Genomic DNA, 26,471 nt, shown 5'->3' with positions numbered 1-26,471 from the left:
GGCGCCGGACGCGGTGGCAGTCAGATATTTCCCGGAACACAGGGGCCGGTCGGCCGTTTGCGGGCGCGGCTGACTGGCAGTCAGCCGATCATGGCGCTGCGGCCAGTCGCCGCGACGTCCCGCGTCTTGCCGTCGCGAGATTCCAGCAACTCGGCCTTGGAAAGCTCCGCTTCAGCTTCGTCGAGTAATGATTCGGCAGCGGCCCTCTGCTGCATCAGATCGGACTTAGAGTTCTTGAGATTGTCGCGGCGCAGGCGCGCCGCCTTGGCGAAGGTCGGATAGGCGAAATGGTTGATGTCGGTGATGCCGGCCTTCTTTTCCTCGGCTTCGATCTGAAGCTCGAGCTCGGTGGCCATTCGGTCGAATTCCGCGATCATCATGTCGAGCTGCATGAGTTGGCGGCGTTTCTCGCTCACCTGAAACTGCTTCAGCCTAACGAGGTTTTCACGTGACTTCATTATTCGATACTCCCGCACACGCGCACATCCCAATCAAACCGCTTCTCTCAGGCCCGACCATCGGTGAAGGCTCTGGTGTGGCGACACGATAGGAAACAAAGTCCTAAGATTCTCCGCGTCGGTAACCATTCGTTTACGGGCGTTGTTAATCATACGGGGCAGGGCTTAAGGGGCGGTAAAAATCCAGTCGCGAAAGCTAATGATCGGAAGCGGAATCCACAGCGGCGCTTATTGTCATTTGTTAATGTGACGCTTTAGGAATTGGCCTCGCGATTCATGTTTAGATTCAATGGGGTGTAGACGAGGGTTAAAAAACCGATATTGCATGAAACGAAAAATTAGGTTTTGTTAACCATTCGATGACAGCCTGTGATCCAGGCAATCACTGCCGCGGCGCCGAAAGCTGGCGAAGCGGTTCGGCGGCAGAAAAGGGGATTGAAATGCGTGTTCTGCTGATTGAAGACGATAGTGCGACCGCACAGAGCATCGAACTGATGCTGAAGTCCGAGAGCTTCAACGTCTACACGACGGATCTCGGCGAAGAGGGCGTCGATCTCGGCAAACTCTATGACTACGATATTATTCTTCTGGACCTGAACCTGCCGGACATGTCGGGTTACGAGGTGCTGCGCACGCTGCGGCTCTCGAAGGTCAAGACGCCGATCCTCATCCTGTCCGGCATGGCCGGCATCGAGGACAAGGTACGCGGCCTCGGCTTCGGCGCCGACGACTACATGACCAAGCCGTTCCACAAGGACGAACTGGTCGCGCGCATTCACGCCATCGTGCGTCGCTCGAAGGGGCATGCGCAGTCGGTGATCACCACTGGCGACCTCGTCGTCAATCTCGACGCCAAGACCGTCGAGGTGGCTGGCCAGCGCGTGCATCTGACCGGCAAGGAATACCAGATGCTCGAGCTGCTTTCGCTGCGCAAGGGCACGACGCTGACGAAGGAGATGTTCCTCAACCATCTCTATGGCGGCATGGACGAGCCCGAGCTGAAGATCATCGACGTCTTCATCTGCAAGCTGCGCAAGAAGCTCGACACCGCTTCCGGTGGCCAGAACTATATCGAGACCGTCTGGGGCCGCGGCTATGTGCTGCGCGAGCCCGAGGAAATTCGCGAAAGCGCCTGATCGCATCCTCTTTTCGCAATGTTGCCTTGCTGGACCCGGCTCTGCCGGGTCTCTGCATTTCAGGGCAGGGCGCCAGATCCGCAGGGAACTTGCGCGTTCAGGCGGCTTCGAGGTTGCGGAACCGCGCCAGCAGTTGCGAGCGATCGAACGGCTTGAGCAGGTAGTCGTCCGCGCCGGCGCGCTTGGCACGCATGATGGCGCTGATGTCGAGTTCGACGAGGCAGACGGCTATTCGGGGCCTCACCGGCGTTTCAAGGGCGCGGATGCGGCGAATCACCATGTCGGTGGGCATGTCGGGCAGGGCTCCGTCGATAACGATGATGTCGGGCATCTCGGTGGCGCAGGCGTCGATTGCCTCGGAGCCGGTGGAGGCCTCCATCACCAGCATGTCGGAACCGCTCAGGATTCGCCTGGCGACCTTGCGCACGACGTTTGAATCGTCAACGAACAGACAGCGCTTCAATTCCATTTCCGAAGCTCCCAGCAGCCGAATGCCTTGCAATGTGACGGCACCTTAGGGCGGAGAGGGTAAAAAAGCGGACAATTGGTTGGGTAAAGTTTGGGTAAAGCACCAGCGCGGGCCCACCCCCAGATGCAAAATGCCCCCGCACTGCGGAGGCATTCCAGTTAGTTGACGCGTGGTGCTGTTTTCCGGCTCAGGCGGCCGCAAAGACGATCTCTTCCGACGTTGCGTGGATCGATATGGTCATGCCGGCCTCGCGAGACAGAAGCAGGGTGTAGTAAGGCTGGATGGCGTGGGCGTCGATCGGCTCCTCCGGGGTCCTGCCGGAATGCAGTTCGAGGAATTTCGGCGGCACGCGCAGCATCGGGCCGCTGGCCTTGATCGAGAACTTCGGCTCCGTCTCGACGTCGTCGAGCGTCACGTCGATCTTTCCGCCGCGCGGGATGGCGGCGTTCGCCACCAGGACCATGTTGAGCAGCAGCTTTACCTTGTTCTTGGGCAGCAGCGCGCGGCGTCCCGTCCAAGTGAGCTCGGGCTTTTCGTTCTTCAGGAAAGCGGTGGCAACCGTTTCAGCGTCGCCCGTGTCGATCATCATGCCGGCCGAACCGGCTGCGCCGAAGGCGATGCGGGCGAACTGCAGCCGGGCCGAGGCGTTGCGCGCGCTGGTGCGGATGAGGCTCATCGCATCCTCGTCGGCGCCGCCTTCATCGAGAAGTTCCAAACCGTTGTTGATGGCGCCGACCGGCGAAATGATGTCGTGGCACACCCGGCTGCACAGGAGCGCGGCAAGGTCGGGCGCGGACAGGGCAAAGGTGTCGGCCATGGTAGGAATCCCCTCGAAAAAATATTGCCGGCGCCGGCTGGGCTGCCGCGCCGCCTCAGACGAATCATTTTGAACGCCGATAATACAGTCTGGGACGGCAGGGAGGGAGTTCCTGTCATCAGCGCCTGCGTAGGCCAGGCTTCCGGTGGAAAAGGCTTCTTTGTGCCGTACCTGCCTTCGATCTGCCTTCTTCTGGCCAAGCTTAATGGTTGGAAAACGTTTGGGGCATAATTTGCGGATAATCGAATGCGGAAGCGGCCGCCAAAGAGCCGCACGGCAGAGGCGTCAGCGAGAGTGCTCGCGGACGGAGAATTGAAAGCATGCTTTTCACAAGTTACGACCGGGTCCTGTATCGTTCGATCGCAATGGTTCTTGCGGTGTTGAGCCTCCTGGCCTTTTCGCCATCGGCGGCGCGCGCGCAAGAATATTCGGCCCAGGAGATTGTAGATTCCGGGCATCGCTTCTTCGGCGCGACCTCCGGCGGCCTGGCATCTGCCGTCGAGAAGATATTCGCCTCCTATGGCCTGCCCAACGGCTACATCCTGGGCGAGGAAGGCTCCGGCGCGTTGATCGGCGGGCTGACCTATGGCGAGGGGACGCTCTACACGAAGAATGCCGGCGACCACAAAGTGTTCTGGCAAGGGCCTTCCCTCGGCTGGGATTTCGGCGGGCAAGGGTCGCGCACGATGATTCTCGTATACAATCTGGATGATATTTCCAGCTTGTACGGGCGCTTCGGCGGCGTTTCCGGCGCTGCTTATATCGTGGCCGGCTTCGGCTTCAATGTGCTGAAGAACAACAACATTCTGCTGGTTCCGGTCCGCACGGGCGTCGGCGCTCGCCTTGGCGTCAATCTCGGCTATCTGAAGCTCACCTCGGAGCCGACCTGGAATCCGTTCTAGGGGCGGCCTACGGATCTCGCTGACTTCTGCGGCAAACGTTGCTCGCGGGGCACGCTTGTGGCAGAGAAATTGAGGGTGTGGAGGCGTGCTCGCCCGCAACGGATAATGTAGCGTGATCCAGTCGGTCCTGTTCTTTGTTCTCGGCTTCCTCTGCGCCGGCTTCGTCGTGGCGCTGTTTGCGCCTGCGGCCCTGCGGCGCGCGGCCAGGCTGACGCGCAAGCGCATCGAAGCCACCATGCCGCTGACACCCGCCGAGATCCAGGCCGACAAGGATCATGTTCGCGCCGAAGCGGCCATGGCGGTCCGCCGGCTTGAGATGACGGTGTCCTCGCTGCGCGACCGCACCGCCACGCAGATGGTCGACATCGGCCGCGGGCTCGAGGAGATCAAGGCGCTCACCGCCGCGGGTGACCAGAAGAGCCAGGCAATCGCGACCCTGGAGGCGCAGACCGAAGCCCTCCGCGCCGACCTTGCGGCCCGGAACGAGGAAATCCGCCACCTGACGGCCAGGCTGGCGGAAGCCGAAAGCGCGCAGGCGATGAATGCCGCTGAGGTGGAGAAGCTTGGCGCGATGTATGACGAGGCCAGTTTCGCCTCCAGCACGCGCCAGATCGAGCTCGTGGCGCGCGAAAGTGAAAACGAGAAACTCGCCGAAACGGTGCTGCAGCTCAAGGCTCAGCGCAAGGAGGCCGAGGCGCGCGCCCAGGCGATGGCGCTGGACGCCAGAACCGCGCGCGAGGAGGCGAAAGCCGAAAGGAAGCGGGCCAACGACATGGAAAAGAAGATCGAGCGTTTGACGTCCAAGCTCGCCAGCAGCGAGGAAAAGCGCAAGGCAGCCGCCCATTCAAAGGCGCCTGTGCTGGATGGCGACGTCGACCAGGCGGTCGCCAAGCTTTCGGCCGATCGGGATCGGCTGGAGGAGCGGCTGACCGCGCTGGCGCGCGAGAACAAGCGCCTCAAGGCTTCCAAGGATACTGCCACCGCATCCCCGGCCACGGTCGCGGGGGACGGCGACAGCGCACGGCTCCGAGAGCAGATGAACGAACTGGCCGCAGAAATGGTCAGCCTGACGGCCATGCTGGACGGCCCGGACTCGCCGATCGTCAAGGCGCTCGATAATCCGGCCGTCGAGTTCGATGGCCCCGACAGGCCGATCAGCCTGGCAGATCGGGTAAAGGCATTGCGCAAGGCGGCATCAGCCGGTTGATGCCGGCTGGGCAAAGTGATGCAGCGTGATCGCTGAAGCGGCGGCGACGTTCAGGCTGTCAAACCCGGGCGCCATGGCAATCCGCACCGTCCGCAGCCGTCCCAGAATCTGCTCCGGCAGGCCGTCGCCCTCGGTGCCGAAATAGACTGCCAGCCGCGGCGGCCTTTTCATGTCGCGGCACTCGACCTTGCCGCGCGGCGACAGTGCGACCTGCTGGAAACCTCTGTTCGCCAGAGCTTCGATGAGTTCGTTTGGGGTTGCCGCCACCGCGAATGGTACTTTCAGCGCGGCGCCCACTGAAACCCGGATCGCCTTTCGATAGAGCGGGTCGCAGCACGTATCGTCCAAAAGAACGGCGTCTGCCCCAAAGGCAGCGGCGTTGCGGAAGATCGCGCCCATGTTGTCGTGATTGGAAATGCCCACAAGCACCACGACCAGAGCCTGGCGGGGCAGGGCATCCAGCACGGATTCAATCGGCTCATGCGCTCTCTTGCGCCCAATCGCCAGGACGCCGCGGTGCATGTGGAAGCCCGCGATGCGGTCGAGTACTTCGCCCGACGCCACGTAGACGGGCAGGTCCGGCGGAGCCAGCCGCAACGTGTCCCCCATGCCGGCGAGCCGGTTTTCCAGCAGCAGCACCGATTCGGCCTCGAAGCGCTGCGCGGAAAACAGCACGTTCAGCACGACCTTGCCTTCGGCTACGAACAGCCCCTGCCGGCCGGCAAGGTCGCGCTCGCGTATGTTCATATAGGCGGCGACACGCGGGTCCGCCGGGTCGTCGATTCGTATAAGCTGCATTGCCGCCTCGGCCGCTGATCGGGAGACGGCCGTTAAACGACCTGGCCGGAGACTGGTCAAGTCTTCAGGTCGCCCTCACGCAGCCGGCTCTCTTCCAGGATGATCGGGGCCGCCGGCATCTGCCCATCTGCCTCATTGAAAATGGCGTCGAGCGTGCTCAGCAGGCGGCGCACGGCGTCCGAGTTGCAGGAATAATAGATCGTCTGCTTGTCGCGGCGGGTTTCCACCAGATCGGCACCGCGCAGCTTGGCCAGATGCTGCGACAATGCCGATTGGCTCAGCCCCACATGGTCGGCTATCGCCCCCACAGACATCTCACCCCGGCTCAGCAGGTGGCTGACGATGATGAGACGCTTCTTGTTCCCCAGAAGAGAAAGAAGTGTCGCTGCCGCGCCAGCGTGTTCGATAACAGGTTTTGTTAGCATTAGTGCCCCCCGCAAATTCTCGGTGGTGGACGTTACGGGGGCAGATAACGTCGATTGTCTTCTATTAGCCGGCGTCTGGCGGCGTGCGTCTCGCTCGGCGTGCTCGCGACAGCATTCCGAACGACAAATTAGCTTGGCGTGCCTGCACTTCTCCCAGCCTTGGCCATGTCGACCAGCATCTTTCTCAATTCGCCGGCATCCGTCAACTTGTGCGGGAAAAATATGCGCTTGATCGTGTCGCCGGAGGCGATGTCCATTCCTTCCGGATCAAGGCCGGTCAGCGTCCAGCCGTCGCCGCTGGCGCCGGCAAAATGGCGGGCATAAACGTCGATGGCATCGCGATGGTCGGCATTCATGTGGTCCAGCGCGCCCTGTTCGCTCTCGGCCAGCGCTTCCAGAGCGGGACTTTCGGTCATCAGGTCGGCGCGGGTGAGATTGTAGGCGCGGCCGAAGCCGCCATTCAGGCTTGCGCCCTGCACGTCGAGCCGGAAGAAGGAAAAATCGCCGAGGCCGACATAAAGCTGTGCCTTCGGATTGCGGTTCAGGTAGCGGCGCTGCGCCCGTTCATGCTCGGGCGTGCCGCGCTCCAGCTTCACGGCCCGGCAAGCCAGCGAGATGCGCGGATGGGCCAGCGGATCTCCCTTGCCGGCTTCGCCGAGCAGCAGCGAACAGCGCGGATCTGCCAGCAAGGCCGGCGTGTGGGCGGCGAGCATGGAGATGAGGATCAGCGGCGTTCCGTCAATGTCGTTGGCAACGCCGACCCGGCTTGCCAGCGGCGCGCCGGTATTCGGCTCCAGCACCGCAACGGCGCCGTGGCGGGCGGTGCGCAGCAGCGTCTTGCCGAGCGTGATCGCCTCCTGCGTGGTCTCGAGTACGCCGTCCTTTTTCTTCTCCCCACCAGCCACGGCAAAACCCTCGCAAATCATGACAAGCACTGTCGACTTATTTGCCGACAATGCCGTCCTTGGCAAGTCCCTCCGCCTCCGCTTCTGAAAAACCGAAGCGGTCAAGGATTGAGGCGGCATCGCAGGCGGCGCCGGCCGGTGCGCCCGCAGGTTCTGCAGCGGTACGCGAAAAGCGCGGCGCAGGCGCGGGGCGAACGAAGCCGCCGGCTTCGATATGGCTCTGGCGGGCGCGGTTGTGCGGGTGGCGTGCCGCCTCGCTGAACGAAAGCACCGGCGCCACGCAGGCTTCGGTTCCCTCGAAGACCGCCGACCATTCGTCGCGGCTCTTGCGTGCCACCTGTTCGGCAATCGCAGCGCGCATTTCTTCCCAGGCGTTTCTGTCATACTGCGCCGTCACGAAACGGGCATCGAGCGGCAGCAGGCGCGCGAATTCGGCGAAGAAATGCGGCTCCAGGCAGGCCACGGCGATGTGGCGTCCGTCGGCGGTCTCGTAGGTGTCGTAGAAGGGCGTGCCGGAATCGAGAAGGTTGTCGCCGCGCCGCTCGTTCCAAATGCCCGCGGCCATGAAGCCGAAATAGGGGGCGGCAAGCATGGAGGCGCCTTCGATCATTGACGCATCGATGACCTGGCCCTTGCCGGAGCGGGAGCGCTCGAACAAGGCCGCCAGCAGGCCCGCGATCAGCATCATCGTGCCGCCGCCGTAGTCTCCCACGAGGTTGAGCGGCGGCACCGGCCTGCCGCCCTTGTGGCCGATCGCATGGAGTGCGCCGGAATAGGCGAGATAGGTAAGGTCGTGGCCGGCGCGAGAGGCCAGCGGGCCGGTCTGGCCGAAGCCGGTCAGACGGCCGTAGATCAGCCCCGGGTTGCGCGCGCAGGCAATTTCCGGTCCGAGGCCGAGCCGTTCCATGACGCCAGGCCGAAAGCCCTCGATCAGCACGTCGGCGCGCTCCACCAACCGCAGCACGAGTTCGGCCCCTTCCGAGCGCTTGAGGTCGACCGTGAGGATCTCACGGCCGTGGCGGTCGAGGTCGTATTGTGGCGGCAGGCGAAGGAAGGCGCGATCATTGGCCGGACGCTCGATACGGACAACGCGCGCTCCCATTTCCGCCAGCATCAGCCCGGCCAGCGGAACGGGGCCGAGCCCGGCCAGTTCCACCACCGTCAAGCCGGCAAGCGGTCCCTTCATGTCGCAATCGCCTGCGCGGAATTCATTTTCGCAGTCTATCTCGGCGGCATGCGGATCGCGCCGTCGAGCCGGATCGTCTCGCCGTTCAGCATCTGGTTTTCGACGATGTGGAGCGCGAGCGCGGCATATTCCGACGGTTCGCCGAGGCGGGGCGGGAAGGGCACGGCCGCGCCCAGCGAATCCTGCACTTCCTGCGGCATGCCCGCCATCATCGGCGTCTTGAAGATGCCCGGCGCGATGGTCACGACGCGGATGCCGGAGCGGGCAAGGTCGCGCGCGACCGGCAGCGTCATGCTCACCACGCCGCCCTTCGATGCCGAATAGGCGGCCTGGCCGATCTGTCCGTCGAACGCGGCCACCGATGCAGTGTTGACGATCACGCCGCGCTCGCCGCCTTCGAGCGGGTCGAGCTTGGCCATGCGGTCGGCCGCCAGGCGGATCATGTTGAAGGTTCCGATGAGGTTGACCTCGATCACCGTGCGGTAGACGTCGAGCGGGTGCGGCCCATCCTTGCCGACGGTCTTCATGCCGACCGCTATGCCGGCGCAATTGACCAGTATGCGCGGCGTGCCGAGTTTCTCGGTCACTTCGGCTATGGCCTTTTCTGCATCTTCGGCGCTGGCCACGTCGCACTTGACGGCTACGCCACCGATATCGGCTGCCACCTTGTGTGCACGGTCGATGCCGATGTCCAGAACGCCGACCTTGACGCCATGAGCCGCAAGTGTCCGCGCGGTAGCCTCGCCCAGCCCCGAGCCGCCACCGGTTACGATTGCAATCTGGTCCTTGGGGTTCATGGGGAGCACCTCTCCGGTTATCTGCCCCATGCTACGGAGCCCTGCGCGGCCGCGCAACAGGGCTAGTGCTGGCTTACCCCGTCGACCAAGTCGGCATGGCAGACATCGCCTGCAAGCAAGGCCACGGCACCTGGCCGAATCTCGACTGCGAGCAGCCGATTGGGGTCGACCGGCCGCGGCATGGCGACCTGGCCATATGGGATTTTCTTGAAGCCGAGCGGGCCATAATAGGGCTCGTCGCCGACGAGAACCACCGAAGGTGCGCCCGCCTGTTCTGCCGCCTCCAGCGCCATGGCCACCAGCCTGCGCCCGATGCCGATATTCTTGAACGACGGCCTGACTGCAAGCGGCCCCAGCAGCAGCGCGCGGCCCTTGCCAGCCGCAATCCAGGTCATTCGCACCGAGGCAATCACGATGCCGTCATGCAGTGCCACGAAGGAAAGCTGGCGGTCGTGCGGGCCGCCTTCACGGATCTTGTAGGCGGCACGCGTGAAGCGGCCGGGCCCGAAGGCCTCCTCGTTGATGGCATCGATTTCAGGATCGTGCGCCGGCAGTTCCGGCATATAGGTCACGGCAAGAGTCATCGTCATTGCAGTCCGGTCGAGGGAAGACTAATCGCCGCGCGCAGCGGCGCTCGCTGTCCGCGCTGGTTAAGCGCGGGCGCTGATTCGTCGTCGGTCGAACCGGATATGTGCAAAGACGTTTGCCATCGGAACGTCCGCTAGCATCAAATCTGTCCCGCGTCCATCCGACATTCACGCGTGCGCACCGCATTGACGAAGTGTTTCCGCGCCCGGGCTTTCCGCGCCGGCGCTTTCGTCACTAAATAGGATCGAGAAGCGAAGGAGCATGACATGGGATTGCTGGTAGACGGAAAATGGGTGGACCGCTGGTACGACACCAAGGAATCGGGCGGTCGGTTCGTCCGCTCCCAGTCGCAGTGGCGCGACTGGGTCAGCCCTGACGGGCGGCCGGCGCCCGGCAAGACGCGCAGCTTCAAGGCCGAGCCGGGCCGTTACCACCTCTATGTCTCGCTGGCCTGCCCCTGGGCGCATCGCACCCTCATTTTCCGGGTGCTGAAAAAGCTGGAGAACATCATCTCCGTGTCGGTCGTGCACCATTTCATGGGCGAGAACGGCTGGACGTTCCTTGCCGAGGACGGCGCCACGGGCGACACGCTCTACGGCCTCGACTATCTGCACCAGATCTACACCAAAGCCGATCCGCACTATTCCGGTCGGGTGACGGTGCCTGTGCTGTGGGACAAGCAGCAGCAGACGATCGTTTCCAATGAGTCGTCCGAGATCATCCGCATGCTCAACGCGGCATTCAACGAATGGGGTGATGCCTCGCTCGACTTCTATCCCGAAGCGTTGCGCGAGGAGATCGACGCCGTCAACGAGATTGTCTATCCGGCGATCAACAACGGCGTCTACCGCGCGGGCTTTGCCACCACGCAGGCGGCCTATGAGGAGGCGTTCGGAGAGCTTTTCGGCGCGCTTGACGAAATGGAGCAGCGGCTTTCACGGCAGCGCTATCTTGTCGGCGACCGGCTGACCGAAGCCGACTGGCGGCTGTTCACCACGCTGGTGCGCTTCGACCCGGTCTATGTCGGGCATTTCAAATGCAACCAGCGGCGCATCGCGGATTATCCGGACCTGTCGAACTACCTGCGCGATCTCTACCAGGTGCCGGGCGTTGCAGGCACGGTCAACTTCCTGCACATCAAGGCGCACTATTACGGCAGCCACGTCACCATCAATCCGACGCGGATCATCCCGGTCGGGCCCGAGATCGACCTGCTTGCCGCGCATGACCGCGACCGCTTCCGCAAGGCGGCCTGATCACCAGTAGGGCGATGGCGCCACGCCGTCGAACACCTCGGCGATGCGCCTCAGCGTTCCCGGCGTCGTTGCCTGGGGCAGGCTGGCAAGCGGGAAGAAGCCCGCTTCCGCGATCTCGTGGTCCGGCAGCTTCGGGGTTTCCTGGCTGAAGGCTTCGATCAGGTACAGGGCGACGTGATCGCGTCGGCTGGCGTGGCTGTTGAGATGCACCGACTTGAGCAATGGCGGTGCGGTGAAGGCGATATTGCCTTCCTCCCAGACCTCGCGCTCCAGCGCTTCAAGCATCGTCTCGCCGGTTTCCACGCCGCCGCCGGGAAGCTGCCAGCCGGGCACATAGGTGTGCCGAATAAGAAATACGGCGTCCCGCGGCTTGTCGTAAACTAAGCCGCGAACGCCGAGTGTCATTGGGCGGCGCAACACGAAATAGAGGTGGAACAGGCGCGAGCGCAACTGCGTCCAACCTCTCTGCTGGAGGCGGCCATTGCTCTCGTCGCCAGACATCAAGCTGCAACCGGCGGGTAGAAAGCGGTGATCGTGTGGCCTAAAAGGAATCCATGTTCAGGCTTGCGCATATTTCCGACGTCCATATGGGGCCTCTGCCCGCTGTAACCTATCGTGAACTCGCTTCCAAGCGCGTCACAGGTTACGTCAACTGGCAACGAAATCGCAGGCATCTTCTTCACGACGGCATTCTCGACACCATCGTCACCGACCTGAAGGCGGCACAGCCGGATCACATTGCGGTGACGGGCGACCTGGTGAACCTGGCGCTTAACGGCGAAATCGAGTTGGCACGCCTGTGGCTGGAAACGCTCGGCAGCCCCCGCGACGTATCGGTCGTGCCGGGCAACCATGACGCCTATGTGCCGGGCGCCTTCGACAAGATCTGCCATTCCTGGGCGCCGTGGATGAGGGGCGACCGACAGACGGCGCCGGTGGGCCGACATGCCTTCCCTTACATGCGGGTGCGCGGCCCGGTCGCGCTTATTGGCGTTTCCACTGCGCGGGCGACAGCGCCCTTCATGGCCAACGGCTTCTTCCGCGAGGGCCAGGCGCATCGACTGGGCGGGCTTCTCGACGCGGCGGCCGGGCAGGGGCTGTTTCGCGTCGTCATGATCCATCACCCGCCCGTGCGCAGCGCAGTGGCGCAGCACAAGCGGCTGTTCGGCATTGCGCGTTTCCAGCAGGTCATCAATCGGCACGGCGCGGAACTCATCGTGCACGGCCACTCGCACTTGCCTTCGCTTTTCTGGATCGGCACCGCCGAAAAGCCGGTGCCGGTGGTCGGAGTTGCGGCGGCCGGTCAGGGCGTAGGCGGCCGCAATCCTGCGGCGCAATACAATCTGTTCGATATCGGGGGCGAACCGGGGGCGTGGGAGCTTCACCTGAGCCGCCATGGCCTGACCGGACCGGCCACGCCGCCGGCACAACTGATGTCGCTCGACCTGACCCTGCACTCCGTCAGGGCATCGCAGGCGGCGCGGTAGTCAGAAGCCTGACATGAGTGCCGAGAGCCCGACGCGCAGCCATGCCATGGTAAAAGCGAAGCCCACCACCGCGCCGGCGGCGAACAGACCGAAAGCGGCGAAGACGTTCTGCCAGCCACTGGCGCGCGGGGCCTGAAGAGCCGCTGCGGCCTCCGGAACGGCCTTCGTGCCTGCGTAGCTGTGGCTTATCCCGCCATCCATCTGGCGCTGGCGTTCGACGATGCGCTCGGCAATGTAGCGGGTTACCTGCTCTGCAACGGGCTTCATGTCGGTCGACTCGGCCAGCACGACACGGCCGATGCGGGTATCCTTCAGGAAGCGGTAGGTGCGGCGGTCGCGACCGAGGCCGACATGGCTGACGGCGTCGATCCAGAGGCGCGGCTGCAGGCCCGCGGAAACGGCAAAGTCGAACATGTCGATATCGGTGGGCACTTCGGCGAATACCGGCGCCAGTTCCTGCGCCAGCAGTTCCAGCCGCATGCGGCTGGCCTCGCGCAGTTCCACAACCACGTCTTCGCGGTCTGCGGCTGCATTCTTGACGTCACGAATTGCGTCGGCAAGCCGCCGCTGGGGGTCGATCGGCGTAATGTTTTCCCCTGCATCGGCCATGGGAAGTCACTCCAAAAGACGGGTTAGGAAATTTTTTACCATAGCCGCGGGGCCAATGCATCAGGTGCTGCATCTTCCTTGCTTGCTGCCGGGAGAGACGGAATGTCCTGTCTAGCGCGACATTCGGCCAATGATATCCACGACCAGTTCGGGGCGTTCTTCCACCAGCATGTGGCCGGCGCCGCGCGCGGGGTGGAGCTGGAAGACGGGCGGCAGGTCGGCGGTCTGCGCGAAGGGCAGCACGGGATCCTCCGTGCCCCAGATCACCGCGACCGACATGGGCAGGCTCGCCAGCCTTTCGCGCGGAATGATGCCCTGCCTGTCATCCCGTGCGATAATTGAAGCGATTTCGGCAAGTTTCTCCTTCTGCCCGGGTACCGCACGCATCTCGGCAAAGGCGCTGAGGTTTTCCGTTTGCGGCGTGGCGCCTGGCGCTGACATCGCCGCCAGGCATTCGGCGAGCTCGGCTTGCGTGGTCGCGGCCGCATAGCGGTGCAGCAAGGCGCTGCTTATCTGCTCGCCGAAACCGCCGGGCGCCAGCAGGGTCAGCGATGCCACGCGTTCGGGCTGGGCAAGTGCTGCCAGAGCCGCGACTGCGCCGCCCATGGAATGGCCGACGAAATGGGCTCGTTCGATTTCCCGCGCGTCGAGGTCGGCCAGAACTGCCTTCGCAGTCGTCTTGGCCGGCCCGGCATCAGGCCAGTCGAGAGAGCGACCGTGGCCGGGAAGGTCGTAGGCGATGACGTGCCTTTCTTCTTGGGCGAGAGCGACGGCAACGAGGCGCCAGACGTCGTGGAAAGCGCCGAAGCCGTGAAGCAGGACAATGACGTTCTGCCCTGCGCCATATTCTTCCGCAATAAGCGAGGGCGGCGGGACGGAGCTTGTCGAAGCAGGTTGCATTGAAGTTCCCCTGGCCTCAGCTCGGATTGGCGAGGCCGCTGGCGCGAATGGTGGTCGCGAGCTTTTCGACGAGATCAGCCGGGTAGTTTGCCTTTTCGAAGGCCAGACGCGGATTGGCGGCGAAGTCGGGGAAATCGGTGACGATTTCGTCGGCGAGGCTCTTGGCCAGCTCCGCATTGCCGGCACTTGTGGCGGCTATCAACCGCGCGGCCAGGTAGTGCGCCTTCTTCGTCGATACCAGCGCATCCGTGGCAGTTGATGCCCTGTCATCATTGCCGATCATGAATTCGGCGATGAACAGCCCGTAGTCCCACCAGTTCGGGTGGGCGCTCGATGCCTCGACCGCACGCCTCATGATCGGCACGCCGGTTTTGTAGTCACCGGAAAATATGAGCGCATAGCCATAGGCCGCGGCCATGCTCAGATCGTAGGTGTTGAGTTCGTAGGCCTTGCGCATGAAGCGGATGGCTTCGGCGGTGTTTCCGGCACTGGAGTTCACATATCCGTAGGACCGATGCGCGTAGGGGCTGGTGGGGCCGGTAAGAACGCCTCGGTATGCAAGCGTCATCGCCTTTTCGGGCGAGCGGTCGGCCGGAAAATCGTAGCGTTCCGATATCGCCTTCTGAAGCAGCGATGCCAGTTCCGCATAGATCAACGGCGACTTGATGCCGCTTTCGGCAAGGTCGCTGAAGCAGCGGTAAGCGGCTTCGTGTTTCTGCGGCATCTGGTCCAGGTAATAGCGATCGTTGAGAAGGAGGCATTCCACCAGTCCGGAAGCAAGGCGGTTCTGCTCGATGAAGCCATAGAGCGCGCCCGACACCGGAATGGTCGCGCTCAGCAGATCGGCGAGGCGGTCGTCCAACGGGACTGTATTAAGATCAGCCGGGGCCAGCGTCTGCGACACCAGAAGCTTGGCGCTGGCGCTGTTCTTCAGGTCTATGGTCACGCTGCCAGTGACCGAGCCTGGCGTGACCTCAAAGACGAATTGGAGCGGGCTTATGGGCGTGCCGTCCTCCGCATCCGGGTCGCGGGCAATCATGTCTATCGTGTCGAAGCCGGCGAGCCCACCCCGCAACAAGGCCGCAACGCGGGCGACGGCCTCGTCGTTCGCCGTGCTGATGACATGAACCGTCGGCAGGGCCACTGGTGAGGACACTGCGGCGGCAACGTCTCCGGTCGTAGTCATCCCCGTGTCCGTCGCCAGTGCGGCGTCACCCGCGGCGTCTGCCGTGAGGAGGCGGAAGGTGACAAAACCGAGCATGGCGATGATGACGACCATGGCAGCCCAGAAGAGCCGCAGATGCCGCATCACGCGGGCTTCCGACGCCGAAGGGGCGTGGAGCGGCATGGTGGCTCTGGCGGCAAGCGGAGGCGAAGCGGCGGCCTCGACCCGCGAGGCGATAGGTATGGCTTCTTCCGTCTTGCCCGCCACTCCGTAAACGGGAACGTAGCTGCCGCGCGGAATGACGACCCGCAGCGGATCGTCGGCGCCTTCCGTCTCGGAATATTGCTTCAGAAGGTCGCGCAGCCTTCTGGCCTGCACGCGCACCACCGCGTCGGCCGAGGAATCGAAATCGGCATCGCGTCCGAACACGTCTACGGCAATAGTGAAGCCCTTGAGCCGGTCGGCCTCGCCCGCCTGCTCCTGTTCGACAAGGTAGCGCAGCAATTTGCGTGCGCGCTCGGAACGGCTAAACGTTTCGCTGGCTAGTATCTTGTCCAGCGCATCGAGCACTGCGGGGGCGGCAGGCTTGATTTGTAGCAACCATCGGACCTTTCGAGAGCGGCGCTCATGAAGGCCCGATGATAGCGCGGCCACCGCCCGCGACAAGAAGCTAATGTGGCTTCGTCAAGCAACTCAGCCCTAAATCCACGGGCTGAGTCTCGATTTGGTTAACACCGGTGGCGTCAGCCGACGATGCAGTTGGCGGCCGAAACCACCGCCTCGAGCGATGCGGCGACGATGTTGGTGTTGATGCCCACGCCGAAGGCGCGCCCGCCCGGATGCTCCATTTCCATGTAGCAGACGGCCGAAGCGTTGGAGCCACGCTGGATCGAATGTTCGGAATAGTCGAGCACCGAGAGAGGCACGCCGATGTGGCGCGACAGCGCGTCGACGAAGCCGTCGACGGGGCCGTTGCCGTGGCCGGTTATCTTGATCTCGTTGCCGCTGTCGACAATGGTCGCCTCGACCACGCGCTGACCCTTGTTTTCCGTGTCCGGGTAGGTGTGGTGATCGACGAATTTCAGCCGCGCGCCGGGCTGCTCCACGTATCGCTCGATGAAGCGCTCATAGATGCGCTTGGGCGAGACTTCCCTGCCTTCCGAATCGGTGATTGCCTGGATGTCCTGGCTGAACTCGATCTGCAGGTTGCGCGGCAGGTTGAGCCCGTAGTCGGCCTGCAGCACATAGGCGATGCCGCCCTTGCCCGACTGCGAGTTGATGCGGATGATCGCCTCGTAGGTGCGGCCAACGTCCTGCGGGTCGATCGGCAGGTAGGGCACCTCCCACAGCGGCTTGTTGGAGGTCTTGATCGCCTTCATGCCCTTGTTGATCGCGTCCTGGTGCGAGCCGGAGAAGGCGGTGTAGACCAGTTCGCCGACATAGGGGTGGCGCTCCGGAATCCTGAGCTGGTTGGAATATTCGTAGACGTCCTTCATCCGGTTGATGTCGGTGCAGTCGAGCTCGGGGTCGACGCCCTGCGTGAACATGTTCAGCGCCAGGTTGACGACGTCGACATTGCCGGTGCGCTCGCCATTGCCGAACAGCGTGCCTTCAACGCGGTCGGCACCTGCCATCAGCGCCAGCTCGGTGGCGGCCACGCCGGTGCCGCGGTCGTTGTGCGGATGCAGCGAGATGATCAGGTTCTCGCGGTTGTCGAGGTGGCGGATCATCCACTCGATGCGGTCGGCATAGGTGTTGGGAGTACCCATCTCGACGGTCGAGGGCAGGTTGAGGATCAGCTTGTTGTCGGGCGTAGGCTTCACGATCTCGGTGACCGCGTTGCAGATTTCCAGCGCCACTTCCAGCTCGGTGCCGGTGAAGCTCTCGGGCGAATACTGGAAGCGGTAGCCGCCGCCGGCCTTGGCGGCCATGTCGGTGATCATCTTGGCCGCGTCGGTGGCGATCTGCTTGATGCCGGCGACATCCTTGCCGAAGACGACGCGGCGCTGCAGTTCGCTGGTGGAATTGTAGAAGTGGACGATCGGCCGGTACGCGCCCTCCAGCGCCTCGAAGGTGCGGGTGATCAGTTCAGGCCGGCACTGCACCAGCACCTGGAGCGAGACGTCCTGCGGCACCTCGCCTTCCTCGACGCACCAGCGGGCGAAGTCGAAGTCGGTCTGCGAGGCCGAGGGGAAGCCGATCTCGATCTCCTTGAAGCCCATGTCGACCAGCAGGCGGAACATGCGCACCTTGCGGTCGTGGCCCATGGGGTCGATCAGCGACTGGTTGCCGTCGCGCAGGTCGACCGAGCACCAGATCGGCGCCTTGTCGATGGTCTTCGACGGCCAGGTACGATCCGGCAGGTCGACCTTGGGGTAGGGCTCGTACTTCATGGCGGCAAACGGCATGCCGGCCCGTTTCGGAGCGGCGGATACTGGGGTGGGCTTGGTCATCTTCGGTCTCGTTCTCTTGGCCGCCATGCGCGCACGCATCGTTCAAGCGGTCTTAAACCAGAAATTCGGTTCTGTTGTGAAGAGCAAAGGAGCGTATGCCTGGCGGCAATTTCGACCGCCGGACGCTCCTTCAACGAGCCCGGCGATCGCCGATAAGGCCGAGGAGAAGCAGCGTTGCCGAAAGCGCGCGCGCGGTCTCGGCCGCGAAGGCGGTCGGACGGGAGACGGGCTTGTTCGGACGCGAGGTCATGCCGGGTTTCATATAGGAGCCGCGCGACGGAAGCAAGGGGGAGGGCGCCGGCGCGCTTCATCATCGCCACGCCCGGTTTTTACCGTCTGGCCATTGTGATCCTTCGACAAGCTCACCCTTCGACAAGCTCAGGATGAGGGGAGAGTGGGAAGACGGGCGGTCGTCGGACACGCTCATCTAGGTAAATCTTGCGGTCCTTCGACCACTCGTTCGATGCTCTTGCCCCCGCTCAGTCGCCTCCACATTCGCGTGGCCAGCCGCCGCCGAGGCCCGGGCTTGGGGGCTCGTCACCCAGTGACGCCACCGTAGCGTCACCAGCCCGGACATCGCCTGCCTCCACGTGCATCCGGTTCATGACCCTGTTCCCGTGAGGCCGATGCGGAGGATTATGAGCCAAACGGTAGGGTTGGGGATAAACGGGCCAAAACTATTTGGTCGGGAAGAACGATTTCAACCGGTTACGGCCGGACCGGGCCGGACTTCATCCACCTGAAAGCGTGCGTTTGGACGAAACCCGGTTCGGGGCTATGCTGGCCGTGAGGAGATAGGGTGGCGATGAAGGTGACGCCCTGGATGGCCCTGTTCAGCATAGGCGGCACGCTGGCCTATCTTGGGCTGGCGATCTTCGGCAAGGGCGGCTTTGCCGCATTCTTCGGAAATCCCGCGCTGGTGGCGCTGGCCGTGATGCTGCTGGCGATGGCTGTGGTTGCGCTTTTCACCCAGGGAAACCTGAGTCCCGGCGAGCGCGAGGATCGCGCAAACCGCTGGGTTCTGATCGCCTTCGGGCTTCTTGGCGTAGCCGCCGGCTACCTGCCCGCCTACACCGACCGGATCGACTTCTGGACTTTCGACGGCCAGGCGCTGCGTTGGATCGGGGTGGTGCTGTTCGCCCTCGGTGGCGCGCTGCGGATATGGCCGGTCTTCGTGCTGGGGCGCAGGTTCAGCGGGCTGGTGGCCATCCAGCCGGGGCACACGCTGGTGACGACCGGCATATATCGGATCATCCGCAACCCCAGCTATCTCGGCATGCTGATCACGGCGCTGGGATGGGCGCTGGCGTTCCGATCCGGCCTCGGCGTGCTGCTGACGGCGCTGCTGCTGCCGCCGCTGGTCGTGCGCATCCGCGCCGAGGAGGCGATGCTGCGCAGCCAGTTCGGGGAAGAGTACGACGCCTATTTCGGCCGCACCTGGCGGCTGGTGCCGGGGATTTATTGAGGCTGCCGGCTCACTCCTTCACCAGCCGTGCCACCAGCCGCGACCGAGGGGCCGAAGATCAGCACGAACAGGAAGCGCGCCGTCTGCAGCGCCATGACGAAGGAGAGGTTCACATTTTCGGAAGCGGCGGCGATGATGGCCACCGAGTCCATGCCGCCGGGGCTGGTGGCCAGGTAGGCGGTGAGCGGGTCGACACCGAGATAATGGCTGAGCATCCAGGCCAGCCCGCCGCAGAAGGCCATCAGCGCCAGTATCGACAGGATGACCTGCGGCAGGGCGCGCGTGGCGTGGATGAGGATGCTGCGGGTAAAGTTGAGCCCGATGGTCCAGCCGATGGCCGCGTAGCTGATGGCGAGCAACCATTCCGGCAGCTGGAAGGTGACCAAGCCGCCGAGATGCAGCGCGACGCCCAAAATCATGCTGCCGAGGAAGAAGGGCGAGGGCAGGCGCAGCCAGCGCCCGGCCAAGCCGCCGACGACGGCAATGGCGATGGTGGACAGGAAGGGCTGCCAGTCGATGGGCGGGAACCACGGCGTCGGTGGCAGTTCTACGCCTGAGGTGTCGACCCACAACCGCGCGATCAAGGCGGCGGTGACCGAGACGAAGATGACGCGCATATATTGCATGAAGGCAACGAGGCGGGCGTCTGCCCCGAAGGCGCCGGCCATCAGCACCATGGCGGTGGAGGCGCCCGGCGCGGTGCCCCAGACGGCCGTGGTGCCCGGCAGGATGCGCCAATGGCTGATCAGCCAGCCGAGGAAGCTGGACGCCACCAGCGTGGCGAAAACCGCGCCTGCGAAAAGCGGCCAGTCGTGCAGGAAGGAGACGAAGATCTCGAACTCGATGGAGGCTGCTACGAGGCAGCCGATGACGGCCTGCGCGGAAGAGAAGATCGGGCGCGCAAGGCGCACGGTCGCGCCGTTGGTGCCGGCGACGACGGCCGCAAGCATCGGCCCGATCAGCACCGCGGCGGGAAGGTTGGCAAGCTCGAGCAGGCCGGCGAAAACGAGCGAAAGCAGAAGGATGACGCCCCACTGCAGGCCGGGCGCAAGGCGGGCCATGGGTTCCGGGGCGGTGCTTTGCGCGGGTAACTCCATGGATGCTCCACATTCTCGCCGGCCGGATGCCGCCCTGGCGGACGCCTCTGCCTGGAGGGAAGCGCCCGCTATTCTTTACGCGATTCCCTCCCGCGGGCGAACGCAGTGCTCTTGATCATTCTCATAACGGGGCAAAGGCGGTGCAAATTGTGCGCAGCGCACTATTTTCCCGCATGAACCGCGAGGGGTTAGCGCCATTGACGAGGTGTGCCGATGCCGTCGAGCCTTCTTCGTCTTGCCATCTGCCTCGTGCCGGCCTTCGCCGTCATGGCGCTGTCGCAGGAGAAGCCGCCCGCCGCCCCACCCGCCGCCACTGGCAAACCCCTGGGCAAGCAATTCCCGCCGAGCCAGCCCTTCTGCTACGGCGTCGATTTCGATGCGGCCCATCTCGAACAGCATCCCGACCAGCAGACCGTCTCGGTGCGCGTCTCGCGCGGGCCGGCCGAGATCGCAGCCTATGCCGAAGCGGGCAAGCCGAAGAACTGGCCGGACGGCGCCAACATCGCGATTGCGGCGAAGACAAGAGAGAGCGACGAGGTCCAGTCGGAATACACATGCTCGGCGGAAGGCGAACAGTGGCGCTGCATCTCCGGCGCGTCGGCAAATGCGGCCTGCGACATGCTGACGAAGGAGGTCGTTCTGCGCAAAGGCGACGGCGACACGATCGTGCTGGCCAATCCCAGCGACGGCCTGCCCAGCCTGGAGCTGTGTTCCAGGCTGGGCATTCATGAGACGGGCGACGAACTGTTCCAGCTGAAGCCCATGCCGCTTTCGGCCTGCGGCCAATAGGGCAAGCCGACCTCCCGGTCAGGCGAAGGGCACCGCCGTGGTGCCCTTGGGCAGCTTGGCCTCGTCGTCGGGCTCGACATGGATGGTGACGCGCACCGAGGGGATTTCCGCCTTCAGCGCTTCCTCGATACGGTCGCAGATGACGTGGCTGTCGCCCACGCTCATCCCGGCGTCGACCACCAGGTGGAATTCGATGAAGACGGCGCGGCCGGCTATGCGTGACTTGAGGTCGTGCACCTCGATGGCGCCCTTGGAATTGGCCGAGATGATGTCGCGGATGCGCAGCGTCTCCTCGTGGTCGACCGCCACGTCCATCAGGCCCTGCAGCGATGAGCGGATCACGTGCCAGCCCTGCCACAGGATGTTGAGCGCCACGATGACGGCAAGCGCGGGGTCGAGGATGGTCCAGCCGGTGAAGACGGCGCCGACAAGGCCGATGATGACGCCGACGGAGGTGACCACGTCGGTCATGATGTGCTGGCCGTCGGCCAGCAGTGCGGGCGAGCGGTGGCGCCGGCCGGTGCGGATGAGCAGCATGGCCCAGCCGGCATTGATGGCCGCAGCCGCGCCATTGACGGCGAGGCCGAGCCAGGGCTGCTCCAGCGGGCGCGGCTCCTGCAAGGTGAACCAGACCTCGCGCAGGATGAGCAGGGCCGCCAGCACGATCAGCACGCCTTCGAGCACGGCGGAGAAATATTCCGCCTTGTGGTGGCCGTAGGGATGGTCCTGGTCGGCCGGCTTGTGGCTGACGCGGATGGCCCAGAAGGCGGCCGCCGCGGCGATGACGTTGACCACGGATTCCAGCGCGTCCGAATAAAGCGCCACCGAGCCGGTCAGGTGGTAGGCCAGATATTTCAGCCCCATCACGCCGAAGGCGATGAAGATGGACCAAAGGGCCAGGCGCTGGATCTTTTCCTTGGACGTCATGCTTTTCACTTTAGCCGTGGCGGTCGCCGCGTGGGCATCAAAAAAACCGAGGCATGGTTTCCATGTCCATGCCATGGGAACCATGCCTCATTATGTCAAATGCGGTGTCGGGTCGAATCCGGCCTACGCCGCCTCTTCCCTGGCCTTGCGCGGCATGTGGGCGACCACGTTCTCGATCATGCGCATGCCGGCGTTCTGGCCGAGGGACATAATCGATTCGGGGTGGAACTGCACCGCGGCAACGGGTTCCTTCTTGTGCTCGAACGCCATGATGACGCCGTCATCCGTCTCGGCGGTGACGACGAAATCCTCAGGCAGACGGGCCGGGTCGGCGAAGATCGAGTGGTAGCGGCCGACGGTGACCTCCTGCGGCAGGCCGGAGAAGATGATGCCGGGCTGCGAGACACGGATGCGCGAGGGCTTGCCGTGCATGGGCACATGCAGCTGGCGCAGCTCGCCGCCATAGGCTTCGGCCAGTGCCTGCAGGCCCAGGCACACGCCGAAGATCGGCAGGTCGCGCGCGCGCGCCTTCTTGATGGTGGCCGCGGTGTCGAAATCCTTCGGCAGGCCGGGTCCGGGCGACAGCACCACGAGATCGGGCTGAAGCGTGTCGAAAAGCTCGTCGGGCACCGGCGCGCGCACGGTCGAGACATCCGCGCCGGTCTGGCGGAAATAGTTGGCCAGCGTGTGCACGAACGAGTCCTCGTGATCGACGAGCAGGATCTTCACCCCGTCACCGACGCGGGCGGACTGGCGTTCGGTGGCGGCAATGTTGCCGGCCTTGGCGTCGCGGATGGCGGAGAGCATGGCGGATGCCTTCAGTTCGGTTTCGGCTTCTTCTTCCTCCGGCACGGAATCGAACAGCAGTGTAGCACCGGCCCGCACCTCGGCGATCCCGTCCTTTATGCGGATGGTGCGCAGCGTCAAGCCGGTGTTGAGGTCGCCGTTGAAATGCACCATGCCGATGGCCCCGCCATACCAGGCGCGCGGGCTCTTCTCGTGCTTTTCGATGAAGCGCATGGCCCACAGTTTCGGCGCGCCGGTGACGGTGACGGCCCAGGCGTGGGAGAGGAAGGCGTCGAAGGCGTCCATGCCCTCGCGCAGGCGGCCCTCAATGTGGTCGACGGTGTGGATGAGGCGCGAATACATCTCGATCTGGCGCCGGCCGATGACGCGCACCGAGCCCGGCTCGCAGACGCGGCTCTTGTCGTTGCGGTCGACGTCGGAGCACATGGTAAGCTCGGACTCGTCCTTCTTTGAATTGAGCAGCTTGATGATCTGCTCGGCATCGGCAATGGCGTCGTCGCCGCGCTTGATGGTGCCGGAGATCGGGCAGGTCTCGACGCGCCGGCCGGTGACCCGCACGAACATCTCGGGCGAGGCGCCGACCAGATATTCGCCTTCGCCCAGATTGATGAAGAAGGAATAGGGCGAGGGGTTTATCTTCTTCAGCCGGCGGGAGATCTCCGACGGCGCCGTTTCGCAGCGCTCGTAGAACATCTGGCCGGGCACGACCTCGAACAGGTCGCCGCGCTGGAAGCTTTCCTTGGCCTTCTCGACGATCTTCGCATATTCGCCCGGCTCATGATCGCCACGCGGCGGAATGCGGTCGGACGGGCGGAACGGCTCGATGTCGCCGTAGCGCGGCAGGCCCTCGGTGGAGAAGCCTTCGCCGGCAAAGTCGTAGCGGTCGTGCCAGGCCTTGGCGGCATGGTGGTCGACCACCAGAATCTCGTCGGGCAGGTAGAGCACCAGGTCGCGCTGGCTTTCGGCGCGCTTCAGCGTGTGCTCGACCGGGTCGAACTGGAAGGCGAGGTCGTAGCCGAAGGCGCCGTAGAGGCCGAGATTGCTGTCGTGCTCGCTGCGGAACAGCGCGGTGATGGCGCGCAGCACGGTGAAGACGGAAGGGGCTCTGCTGCGCTCTTCCTCGGTGAAGACCCGGCCGGGCTTGGCCACGTCGAGCGTCAGCAGCCGCTTGGTCTCGCCGGTGATCTTGACCTCCGAGAGGGCCTTCACCGCCGGGGCGATCACCGTCAGCAGCGCCTCGCCGCGTGCGTTCAGCGCCTCGATGCGCATGGCACGGCCCCGCGCGCTGATGGCCAGCGGCGGGTCGATGATGGCCGTGTCCCAGCGGGTGTAGCGGCCCGGATATTCGTAGTTGGAGGAAAAGACCGCGCCGCGGCGCGTGTTCAGCCCATCGACATAGGCGTCTATCGCATCGCCATAGACTGCGTCATGGCGCTGCCGGGTGACGACCACGCCGCCCGCCGTTCTGTAACTTTCCGAACCGTCTTCAAGGGTTTCGATCGACATTTCCGTTTCCTTCCCATTTTTCGGCAGGGATCCGGAAAGCCCAAAAAAACAAAATGGCCGCCCGGATTACTCCTGCGGCCACCAAGTTTTCAACGCGCACGCGCGCTCGAGGCCGCTGTCAGCAGGCCCACCACCAGAGCGTCTTGTGCGAAATCGTCATCATGGCTTTTTACATAGCGGCGAACGAAGGAGCCGGCAAGGGGGATTCCGTCGCGCTGGCGATCCCCCTTGGAGAAGGCTAGCCGTCCTGCTTGATGAAGCGCTTGAAGATATAGCCTTCCTGGCCGTCAAAGGAGACCTTGCACCAGACCTTGCAGCTGATGACGTCGACGGAGCCGTTGGTCGGGACCACCTTCACCACGTCTGCGTCGTTGTCCGGGCCGGCGCGCATCTTGACGGCCGTGGTGACCTGGGCATTGCCGGGCGTTATGCCCGAGGACGCCGTCTGCACCGGAGCAGCGGGCTCGGGCGCGGCGGCGGCGGGCTTGGCTTTAGCCGGCCTGGCGGCACGCGACTTGCTCGGCGCGGGTTTCGCGGGGGCGGGGTCGACCGGCACTATGCTGCCGGTGGTGCCGTTGTCGGACGGCGCGGCATCGGCCCTGCGCGACTCGTCCATGCCGCTGTCGGACGCTGCCGTATCGACCGGCTCTTCGAAAGAAGATCCGGCGGTGGCCGGGCCCCAACGGTCGTCGTTCAGTTCCGGCGTTGCGGCGGGCGAAACCTGCTGCGGGGCCGATGCCTGCGGCTGGACCAGCGCGGCGCTGGCGCTCGAGGGAGCAGCTGGAGCGGCTTCAGCGACCGGGGCCGGTGCGGTCGCCTCGGGCGCGGGCGCGGCGGTCGGGGCGGATGCCAGGTCTTCGGAAGCGGCGTCCGGCGTCGGCTCCGTTTCAGCAGTCGTTTCCGCCGCAGGAGCCTGCGCTGCGGCGACCTGCACCGCATCATTGCCCTGCGGATCGGAAAGCAGGGTCATGCCGGCGCCGATGCCGGCCAGCAAGGCGATGCCGGCAATGCCGAGCGCCAGGCGGCGCGGCGGCATGGCCTGCAGCCAGGCCGCCTTTTCAGCGACCTGTCGGTAGGCCTGCGTGGTCCTGTCGAGGAAGCTCGGAGGAACCGGCACTGTCCTTTCCGAAATCTCGATGGGGGCATCCCAGTCATAGCGGAGAAGCGATGCGCTGCCCTCGACCGGGGGCGTCTGCGCGGCAGCGGCCGGGTTGGCCGCAGGCGGCGCCGCGGATGGCGCGGTTGCACGCTCGGTTGCCGTGGGCTGATCGACAGCTCCGGCGCTTTGCGAAGCGGCTACCGGGCGCAGCGCCGCTGAAGCCTGCGCGCCGGAGGGCGCGGCCGGGCGCAAGGCCGGCTGCGAAGCTGCCGGGGCCGCAGGGTTTGCAAGCGGCGTGCGCGTGTGGGGCAGGGGCTGGCCGACCGGCCGGGCAGCGCCTGCAGATGCTGCCGGACGCAGGGTCGGCTGATGCGGCGTGGCAGCGGGCGCCGCCTGTTTCGAAAGGGGCGCACGCGAAGCCGGCTGGGGCTGGCCAAGCGGGCGGGCAGCGGGGGCCGGGGCCGCCGGACGCAGGATCGGCTGGAAAGTCGCCGTGGCCGGCGCCGGCTCGCTCGCTAGCGGAGCCCGCGACGGAGCCGCAAGAGGCTGGCTCGGCGGCACGGCGCTTGCCAGAGGTCCGGCCGGGCGAGGCGCTGGCTGCGGTGCAGCGGGCGGCGTGCTCTGGTTGGCTGGCGAAGGAAGCGGCCGGGAAGCCGCCGCGGAAAGGGGCTCGGTGCTCGCCGCACCGGCGGCCGCCTGGCCGACCGGGTTCGTGACGCTGCGCAGCAGCTCGTATTCGAGCGGGTCCACGTCAAGGGGGGCATCTGCGAGTTTGAAAACTTTCAAGGACTTACTCCACGCATGATCTGCCCGGAAGATCGAACGCACACGCGGTCCGTCCTCGCCAGAATCCCTGCCGGCGAGCGGTGAATGCGCGTTGGATGATCCGGTAAGTCCCCCGTACCCAAGCGGCAGCACATTTATTGGTAAATATGGCGTTACTTGGCCCGGCATCCGGCAATTCGCAGGCATTCCGCTGCTTTTGCGCGGTTTTTGGCGTCGTCTGGGCGCCCCGGTCAAACAGAAACGCCGCGCGGGTGGCCCGCGCGGCGTCGTCCTTGGAAGATGGCCGGCGCTGACCGCCGGCCGGTTTTTGGGCTTAGAACAGGCCCTCGATCTGGCCGTGCTCGTTGAGGAAGATCCTTTCCGACGACGGCACTTTGGGCAGGCCTGGCATGGTCATGATCTCGCCGCAGATGACGACGACGAAGCCGGCGCCCGCC

General features: G+C 64.5%; 25 protein-coding genes and 1 pseudogene. 7 read left to right on the top strand and 19 right to left on the bottom strand.

The features are described from left to right. Nucleotides 1–80: 80 nt before the first annotated feature. Nucleotides 81–458, bottom strand: a complete 378-nt coding sequence (locus ABLE86_RS21880; RefSeq protein WP_348781109.1) for a flagellar export protein FliJ — start codon at nt 456–458, stop codon at nt 81–83. A 440-nt stretch (nt 459–898) separates the two neighbouring features. Here ABLE86_RS21880 and ctrA point away from each other — a divergent pair, with 440 nt between their 5' ends. After that, nucleotides 899–1,594, top strand: a complete 696-nt coding sequence (gene ctrA / locus ABLE86_RS21875; RefSeq protein ID WP_348781108.1) for a cell cycle two-component system response regulator CtrA — start codon at nt 899–901, stop codon at nt 1,592–1,594. 97 nt (nt 1,595–1,691) lie between these two features. Here the strand turns inward: ctrA and ABLE86_RS21870 are convergent, their stop codons facing one another. Then, nucleotides 1,692–2,057 carry a response regulator gene (locus ABLE86_RS21870; protein ID WP_348781140.1) on the bottom strand — a complete coding sequence of 122 codons (366 nt, stop codon included), beginning with the start codon at nt 2,055–2,057 and terminating at the stop codon, nt 1,692–1,694. 193 nt (nt 2,058–2,250) lie between these two features. Continuing rightward, entirely contained in the window at nt 2,251–2,880 is a 630-nt protein-coding gene (locus ABLE86_RS21865; RefSeq protein WP_348781107.1) for a histidine phosphotransferase family protein, read from the bottom strand. Between the two features lie 365 nt (nt 2,881–3,245). Between ABLE86_RS21865 and ABLE86_RS21860 the strand changes: the two genes are divergently transcribed. Together ABLE86_RS21860 and ABLE86_RS21855 are read left to right on the top strand one after the other, a co-directional pair. Continuing rightward, nucleotides 3,246–3,782: an EipA family protein gene (locus tag ABLE86_RS21860; RefSeq protein WP_348781139.1), complete on the top strand. Its 537-nt coding sequence runs from the start codon at nt 3,246–3,248 to the stop codon at nt 3,780–3,782. A 112-nt stretch (nt 3,783–3,894) separates the two neighbouring features. Beyond that, a complete protein-coding gene (locus ABLE86_RS21855) occupies nt 3,895–4,989 on the top strand; it encodes a hypothetical protein (protein ID WP_348781106.1) in 1,095 nt (364 codons plus the stop codon). Here the strand turns inward: ABLE86_RS21855 and ABLE86_RS21850 are convergent. The 6 genes from ABLE86_RS21850 to ABLE86_RS21825 form a co-directional block, all read right to left on the bottom strand. After that, nucleotides 4,978–5,787 (bottom strand): RNA methyltransferase, encoded by an 810-nt coding sequence (locus ABLE86_RS21850; RefSeq protein ID WP_348781105.1) that lies wholly within the window; start codon nt 5,785–5,787, stop codon nt 4,978–4,980. The two genes, ABLE86_RS21855 and ABLE86_RS21850, sit on opposite strands and share 12 nt — an antisense overlap. A 56-nt stretch (nt 5,788–5,843) precedes the next feature. Continuing rightward, the gene (locus ABLE86_RS21845; RefSeq protein WP_348781104.1) at nt 5,844–6,212 is read right to left on the bottom strand and encodes a metalloregulator ArsR/SmtB family transcription factor; all 369 of its coding nucleotides are present in this window, start codon (nt 6,210–6,212) and stop codon (nt 5,844–5,846) included. Between the two features lie 128 nt (nt 6,213–6,340). Continuing rightward, nucleotides 6,341–7,138: a HugZ family protein gene (locus ABLE86_RS21840; protein WP_348781138.1), complete on the bottom strand. Its 798-nt coding sequence runs from the start codon at nt 7,136–7,138 to the stop codon at nt 6,341–6,343. 16 nt (nt 7,139–7,154) lie between these two features. Continuing rightward, nucleotides 7,155–8,303, bottom strand: coding sequence for a CaiB/BaiF CoA-transferase family protein (locus ABLE86_RS21835; RefSeq protein ID WP_348781103.1), 1,149 nt, complete (start codon nt 8,301–8,303; stop codon nt 7,155–7,157). A gap of 35 nt (nt 8,304–8,338) precedes the next feature. Continuing rightward, nucleotides 8,339–9,100, bottom strand: a complete 762-nt coding sequence (locus tag ABLE86_RS21830) for a 3-hydroxyacyl-CoA dehydrogenase (RefSeq protein ID WP_348781102.1) — start codon at nt 9,098–9,100, stop codon at nt 8,339–8,341. A gap of 62 nt (nt 9,101–9,162) precedes the next feature. Further along, nucleotides 9,163–9,684: an N-acetyltransferase gene (locus ABLE86_RS21825; protein WP_348781137.1), complete on the bottom strand. Its 522-nt coding sequence runs from the start codon at nt 9,682–9,684 to the stop codon at nt 9,163–9,165. A 270-nt stretch (nt 9,685–9,954) separates the two neighbouring features. Here ABLE86_RS21825 and ABLE86_RS21820 point away from each other — a divergent pair, with 270 nt between their 5' ends. Further along, on the top strand, nt 9,955–10,944 hold the full coding sequence (locus ABLE86_RS21820) for a glutathione S-transferase family protein (RefSeq protein ID WP_348781101.1): 990 nt from the start codon (nt 9,955–9,957) through the stop codon (nt 10,942–10,944). Here ABLE86_RS21820 and ABLE86_RS21815 read toward each other — a convergent pair whose 3' ends face one another. Then, entirely contained in the window at nt 10,945–11,445 is a 501-nt protein-coding gene (locus ABLE86_RS21815; RefSeq protein ID WP_348781100.1) for an NUDIX domain-containing protein, read from the bottom strand. A 53-nt stretch (nt 11,446–11,498) separates the two neighbouring features. Here ABLE86_RS21815 and ABLE86_RS21810 point away from each other — a divergent pair, with 53 nt between their 5' ends. Next, complete coding sequence (locus ABLE86_RS21810) at nt 11,499–12,431, top strand: metallophosphoesterase (protein ID WP_348781099.1); 933 nt, start codon at nt 11,499–11,501, stop codon at nt 12,429–12,431. On the opposite strand, the gene ABLE86_RS21805 is transcribed toward ABLE86_RS21810, so the two are convergent. From ABLE86_RS21805 to leuA, 4 genes are all read right to left on the bottom strand, one after another. Beyond that, on the bottom strand, nt 12,432–13,040 hold the full coding sequence (locus ABLE86_RS21805) for a hypothetical protein (RefSeq protein ID WP_348781098.1): 609 nt from the start codon (nt 13,038–13,040) through the stop codon (nt 12,432–12,434). Between the two features lie 111 nt (nt 13,041–13,151). Further along, nucleotides 13,152–13,940, bottom strand: coding sequence for an alpha/beta fold hydrolase (locus tag ABLE86_RS21800; protein ID WP_348781097.1), 789 nt, complete (start codon nt 13,938–13,940; stop codon nt 13,152–13,154). Between the two features lie 16 nt (nt 13,941–13,956). After that, nucleotides 13,957–15,705, bottom strand: coding sequence for a hypothetical protein (locus ABLE86_RS21795; RefSeq protein ID WP_348781096.1), 1,749 nt, complete (start codon nt 15,703–15,705; stop codon nt 13,957–13,959). A gap of 143 nt (nt 15,706–15,848) precedes the next feature. After that, a complete protein-coding gene (leuA, locus tag ABLE86_RS21790) occupies nt 15,849–17,558 on the bottom strand; it encodes a 2-isopropylmalate synthase (RefSeq protein WP_348781095.1) in 1,710 nt (569 codons plus the stop codon). 805 nt (nt 17,559–18,363) lie between these two features. Here leuA and ABLE86_RS21785 point away from each other — a divergent pair. Continuing rightward, nucleotides 18,364–19,023, top strand: coding sequence for an isoprenylcysteine carboxylmethyltransferase family protein (locus tag ABLE86_RS21785; protein WP_348781094.1), 660 nt, complete (start codon nt 18,364–18,366; stop codon nt 19,021–19,023). 10 nt (nt 19,024–19,033) lie between these two features. On the opposite strand, the pseudogene ABLE86_RS21780 reads toward ABLE86_RS21785, so the two are convergent. Beyond that, nucleotides 19,034–20,084: pseudogene (locus ABLE86_RS21780) on the bottom strand (AbrB family transcriptional regulator). A 249-nt stretch (nt 20,085–20,333) separates the two neighbouring features. Between ABLE86_RS21780 and ABLE86_RS21775 the strand changes: the two are divergent. Then, nucleotides 20,334–20,909, top strand: coding sequence for a hypothetical protein (locus ABLE86_RS21775; RefSeq protein WP_348781093.1), 576 nt, complete (start codon nt 20,334–20,336; stop codon nt 20,907–20,909). 18 nt (nt 20,910–20,927) lie between these two features. Here ABLE86_RS21775 and ABLE86_RS21770 read toward each other — a convergent pair whose 3' ends face one another. From ABLE86_RS21770 to ABLE86_RS21755, 4 genes are all read right to left on the bottom strand, one after another. After that, nucleotides 20,928–21,836, bottom strand: a complete 909-nt coding sequence (locus ABLE86_RS21770; RefSeq protein WP_348781092.1) for a cation diffusion facilitator family transporter — start codon at nt 21,834–21,836, stop codon at nt 20,928–20,930. A 123-nt stretch (nt 21,837–21,959) separates the two neighbouring features. After that, nucleotides 21,960–24,149, bottom strand: a complete 2,190-nt coding sequence (locus tag ABLE86_RS21765; RefSeq protein WP_348781091.1) for an anthranilate synthase — start codon at nt 24,147–24,149, stop codon at nt 21,960–21,962. Nucleotides 24,150–24,387: 238 nt separating this feature from the next. Beyond that, on the bottom strand, nt 24,388–26,034 hold the full coding sequence (locus ABLE86_RS21760) for an SH3 domain-containing protein (protein ID WP_348781090.1): 1,647 nt from the start codon (nt 26,032–26,034) through the stop codon (nt 24,388–24,390). A 313-nt stretch (nt 26,035–26,347) separates the two neighbouring features. Further along, a partial coding sequence (locus ABLE86_RS21755; protein WP_348780993.1) for a formate--tetrahydrofolate ligase occupies nt 26,348–26,471 on the bottom strand: 124 nt, incomplete at its 5' end.

This window comes from Mesorhizobium sp. KR2-14 (genome assembly GCF_040049255.1).
Classification (GTDB): Bacteria; Pseudomonadota; Alphaproteobacteria; order Rhizobiales; family Rhizobiaceae; genus Pseudaminobacter.
This window is presented reverse-complemented; position numbering and strand designations above follow the sequence as displayed.